2 protein-coding genes and 1 pseudogene are annotated in these 4693 nt (G+C 36.9%); 1 reads left to right on the forward strand and 2 read right to left on the reverse strand.

All coding sequences use genetic code 11. The features are described 5' to 3' along the window. Nucleotides 1-156: 156 nt before the first annotated feature. Nucleotides 157-3096: pseudogene (locus ABXH34_RS17860) on the reverse strand (type ISP restriction/modification enzyme). Between the two features lie 533 nt (nucleotides 3097-3629). Between ABXH34_RS17860 and ABXH34_RS17865 the strand changes: the two are divergent. Beyond that, nucleotides 3630-4160, forward strand: coding sequence for a helix-turn-helix domain-containing protein (locus tag ABXH34_RS17865; protein WP_353573243.1), 531 nt, complete (start codon nucleotides 3630-3632; stop codon nucleotides 4158-4160). Nucleotides 4161-4315: 155 nt separating this feature from the next. On the opposite strand, the gene ABXH34_RS17870 is transcribed toward ABXH34_RS17865, so the two are convergent. Next, a partial coding sequence (locus ABXH34_RS17870; protein WP_502710430.1) for a Fic family protein occupies nucleotides 4316-4693 on the reverse strand: 378 nt, incomplete at its 5' end.

The raw sequence follows: 4693 nt of genomic DNA on the forward strand, positions 1-4693 counted from the left end.
GTGAATGCGGTCATACTCAAGACCGTGACTTGAATGCGGCTATCAATTTAGCCAATTATGCGGTGAGTTACACCGTCTAAGCCTTTGGAGAGGAAGGCTCTGGCTTTTGCAATATGCTTTAAGTGAAACCATCCTCTGTGAATTAGGAATTCAACACTAAACCAACACATAGTTATCTATGAATAGATTTGGGTAAGTTTGAAATAACGGTTTCTTTTCTTTGTATTGGTCTAAAATCCATTCTAGGGCTGAGCGGTTGCCGAGTTGATATTCCCATGTTTGTGGCGGGATGTTTTCTAAACGGGTTTGGCTGTCGATTTCGATGCAATTGTTGGTTTTATCGGCTTTGAGTTTGCATTTTGGCGCGGCTGTGGTTTTTGTGTCGATTTGTTGCAGCGGATAGGGTTTGGCTTGTTCAAAGTTAATATGTAAATCAATTAGTTATTTGCCAATCTCTGCCCATTTTTCAAATTCAGGATAAAACGGTATACGTGGGAATTCTTGTTTTAAGTTCAAAGCGAAGGTTTCACGGTAGCGCGGGTCGTGCAGCACCGCATACACATAGTGAAAAATATCCAGTTTCTCAATGTTTTCAGTTTTGTAGTGTGTTTGGAATTGCTTTAATGCCCAGTTAGTGATGTTTTCTATTTTTTCGCCGTTTTCGTAACGAAAAATTGGAAGGCATTGGGTTTTTTCAAGAGTATCCATACCTATGATTGTTTGGCTCGCAATACATTGGAATGGTTTACTTGATGAAAGTCCTGAAAAACCAATTAATATATTATCTTTATCTAAGGAATTACCAAAAAAAGAATAATGATTATCTGTCAATCTATGATTTAACTCTTTCCCAACATAATGATAGAGTTTAAAAAATGGTCGATATAAGTTTAATCTCACTAATTCTCTATAATAAGATATATTTTTTTTGCTTTCTTTGTAAGACTTTAATGAAGAACTCCATTTAATAGATAAATCAATTTCTTTTTTAGTTATATTTTTATTGTAAGTATCTATAAAAAACAATATCTTTTGATTTAGCTTGTTGCTGGAAAAATCATAAACCCATTCATCACGAGTTGTTTCTACTCCCCTTGAAAATAACTTAAAAATAGCTTGTTCACTTTTTCCTGCTTTAACCTCTTTGCTTATAACAGATAAACATTCACTCCAATCTTCCGTTGGCTGATTTAACCATAAACCTTGAGGATTTGGCTTGATTCTCTCAAATTGTCCTGTTTTAGCTAATTTCTGCAAATAACTCGATTTCAACCATTGACGCTTTTCAACCGCAGTTAAAAAATCATCCAAACTTAAATAACGAATATCGCAACCCGTGATGGCAGGATTTCGCACCAAAAACACAATTGCTACACCCGCTTGAATCCCAAAAATATTATGCTTCGTGCCTGAAATTTTAGGATTTTTCCGCACATCACTCATTAAATCCACAATCCAAACTTCTTGAAATTCCTGAGCAATTGTTTTACGAAAACCATCAAAACTACGTGAATCCAAATAAGACCGATTAGTAATAAATCCCAAAATACCTTGTTCACCAATTCTATCCGATGCCCAACGAAAAAAGCGTACATACATATCATAAATAACAATTTGATTTTGCGCTGTGCCTTCGCTAATGTAAGTATCTTTAATCCGCTTATCCATTTCCTTGTAAGCTTGATTCGCATTCTGTAAATTATAATTCTCTTGCTTTGCGTTATACGGAGGATTACCCATAATCACAGGAATCTTACGCTTATTCTGCTGCTGAATTCTTAAATGATTCTCATCCGTTACACCACCAAATAAATCATTGATTGCACCCTCATGCGTTTGCTCAAACCCGACATTATCCAAGGTATTCACAAAACACAAACCTTCAAATTCCTGCCACTTATCGGTGATTTCATAAAAACTCTGCTCAATATTCAAACAAGCAATATAATACGACAAAATAGACACCTCATTCGCGTGAACCTCACTCGCAAACTTATACTCTAACGCCGCCTTTTCTCCACGCCAAAAATCCAACAAATCCACCACAAACGTACCCGTACCCGTACAAGGGTCCAAAATCTCCAAACCACTATCAATCAACCGCTTATCAAAATGCACCTGCGTCAACCAATCACACCCAGAAATGATAAAACGCACCGCCTCCTGTGGCGTATACACAATCCCCAACTTATCCGCATCCTTCGCGTTATAAGCACTATAAAAATCCTCATAAACCTGCTTCAAAAAAGTCTGCTTTTCGTATGACGTAATCGTATTCGCCGCCGCCTGCCGAATCGCTGCAAAATACGGCTCTAACCGCTTCAACAAATTCGCTCGCGTCTCCCCACGTAAAAAACTGCGCTCCAATCCCCCAATCGCCACTGCCAAATGATTCTCAGCATGAAAATTAGAACTCGGAAACACCGCACGAAAAACCTGATCGGTCAAAATATGCTGCACCAACATCTCATCCACATGCCGCGCACTCACCTGCTGCCCAATCGAACGCCGACACAATTGCAAAAACACATCTGCTTTAGCATTAAACTGCTTATTCTCTTGATGCGCCTGCTGCAATAACTCACTTAACGCCTGCGCCACCTTTGGCAACTCGGTTAAAAACTTATTCCGCGCCGTCCGAAAATTCTCCACTTCAGGCAATTCATAATCAAAAAAACGATCTAAAAGCTGCTGAAACGGCTTAATATCCTCCACATCACACCGCATCACTTCTTGACCATTTTGCAATAAAACAGCCTGTTGCGTATCCTCAAAAATAATATTATCGCTCGGATAACCCTTATCTAACTTAGCCACAATCTCCTTATCCAAATCATCTTTCTCATCCTTCGCCTCCCACCAACCATGCACAATACGCAAGCGATCGACCAACACCCCATCCGCGCGTAACTTGGTTTTTTTCCCAGTCGATTTAAACGGCTCAAACTGATGCTCAGACTTCAAAATTAACTGATGCTCCTCACCGATATTTTTTAATAAACTCTCAAAAGCGCGGCGCAACTCACCCTCATTGCTGCCACCTGCAATACGGCGTAAATCATCTAATTCACGATAATAATTTTGAATATAGTGCATGAGAATTCTTATTATTGGAGATAGAATGCAGTTTTAACGAAAATGAATGATTGGTCAAGGGGAGAGAGGAGGCTTTGTTTTTTTCTCGTTTGCCTCGTTCAATGGTCTCCATTGGAATGCAGCATAGATGCTCTGCGCTCTATATTCAGCGTATCCAATAAAATATCACAGCGATGATGAGAATCAGAATGAGAAATTCGAAGATGAGAAGGGACATAGATAACATTAATCCAAACTTTTATCACAAAAATACGGTTTCATTATGAAATTTGACTGGGTAATGCCTGCCAAAGAATGTTAGTTGACACACCTTGCTTTGATAGCCATGCTCAGACTTTTTTCACATCGCCATTATGCTTGAGCTGGCTTTTCCCTATTGATTAGGTCATTTTATTAATGAGGTTTTTTCATCAAATAGCTTTTAAAGGCAGGCATTACCCAGTTAAACTCAATGCCGAATGATATTCACACGCAAGAATACCTCACTCATATTTATTCAAGTGCAGTGGGATTCATAATATAATGTTTCTTTTTTGAATTATGCTTTAGCTCAATTGGCTATATTCAGATACATAATAGATTTAAATAAATCTAATGTCAATAAAAATAGGTTATTTTTTAATCTAAAAATATTGATAGTAGCTTCAAATAGCTCTAAAAAGGGTTTTAAGGTGAAAAAAGAGATAGCAAATAGGCTACAAACAACTATAGCGGATACTTGTAATGGGAATAAAACAGCATTTGCAAAGTTACTTGGTATCCCCTATGGAACGCTAAAGAACTATTTAGATTTAAATAAAACCAATATTATTGCTTCAGAGACTTTAGCCAAATTACATAAAAAGCTCGGTATTAACATAAACTGGCTACTAACAGGCAAAGGAGAAATGTATTTAAACGAGCAAGAGCAGAACCAAGAATTTGATATTGAAAATATTCTGCAACATTTAACGCCTCAACAAAAACAAGAATTATTAAATCGTTCACAGGAAATGCGCTTAATGAACACACTAAAAGAGCGCGTGGAAAATGTAGAAGAAGCCCTGTTTTCCAATAAAAAATAAATTAGCTGCTCTCAAAGATGCAGAGCGTCTATGCTGCATTCCAACAGAGACCGTTGGAACGAGATTAACTATATATATAGATTTTGCGATTTTCTATACATGTGCATGATGATGTGTATAGATTTTGGCGTTTTCTATACATGTCAAATCAACGATTAGATAAACAATTGATATAAAGGCTTATTCAAATAATAATTACTTCTGCCAATTTTATGCTTTTCTAACAAACCTAGCTTGACTAAACTATCAAGATATTTCGTGGCTGTAATACGGCTCACCTGTAATGCATTGCTAAGAAAATCAATTTTTGTATAAGGATGCTTAAATAAATTATTAAGTAAATCTTGGCTGTAAATTTTGGGTAATTGAGCACGAATATCATGCTTATAAGTTTGCATTAATTGCTTGATATTATGAATCAAGACAATGGTTTGTTGCGCTGTTTCAATCACACCCTCAAGTATAAAAAGCAACCAATGTTCCCAATTGTTGGTATCACGTACTTGCTGCAAGTAACTATAATAAAATGCTTT

The organism is Candidatus Albibeggiatoa sp. nov. BB20 (genome assembly GCA_016744725.1).
Lineage (GTDB): Bacteria > Pseudomonadota > Gammaproteobacteria > Beggiatoales > Beggiatoaceae > Albibeggiatoa.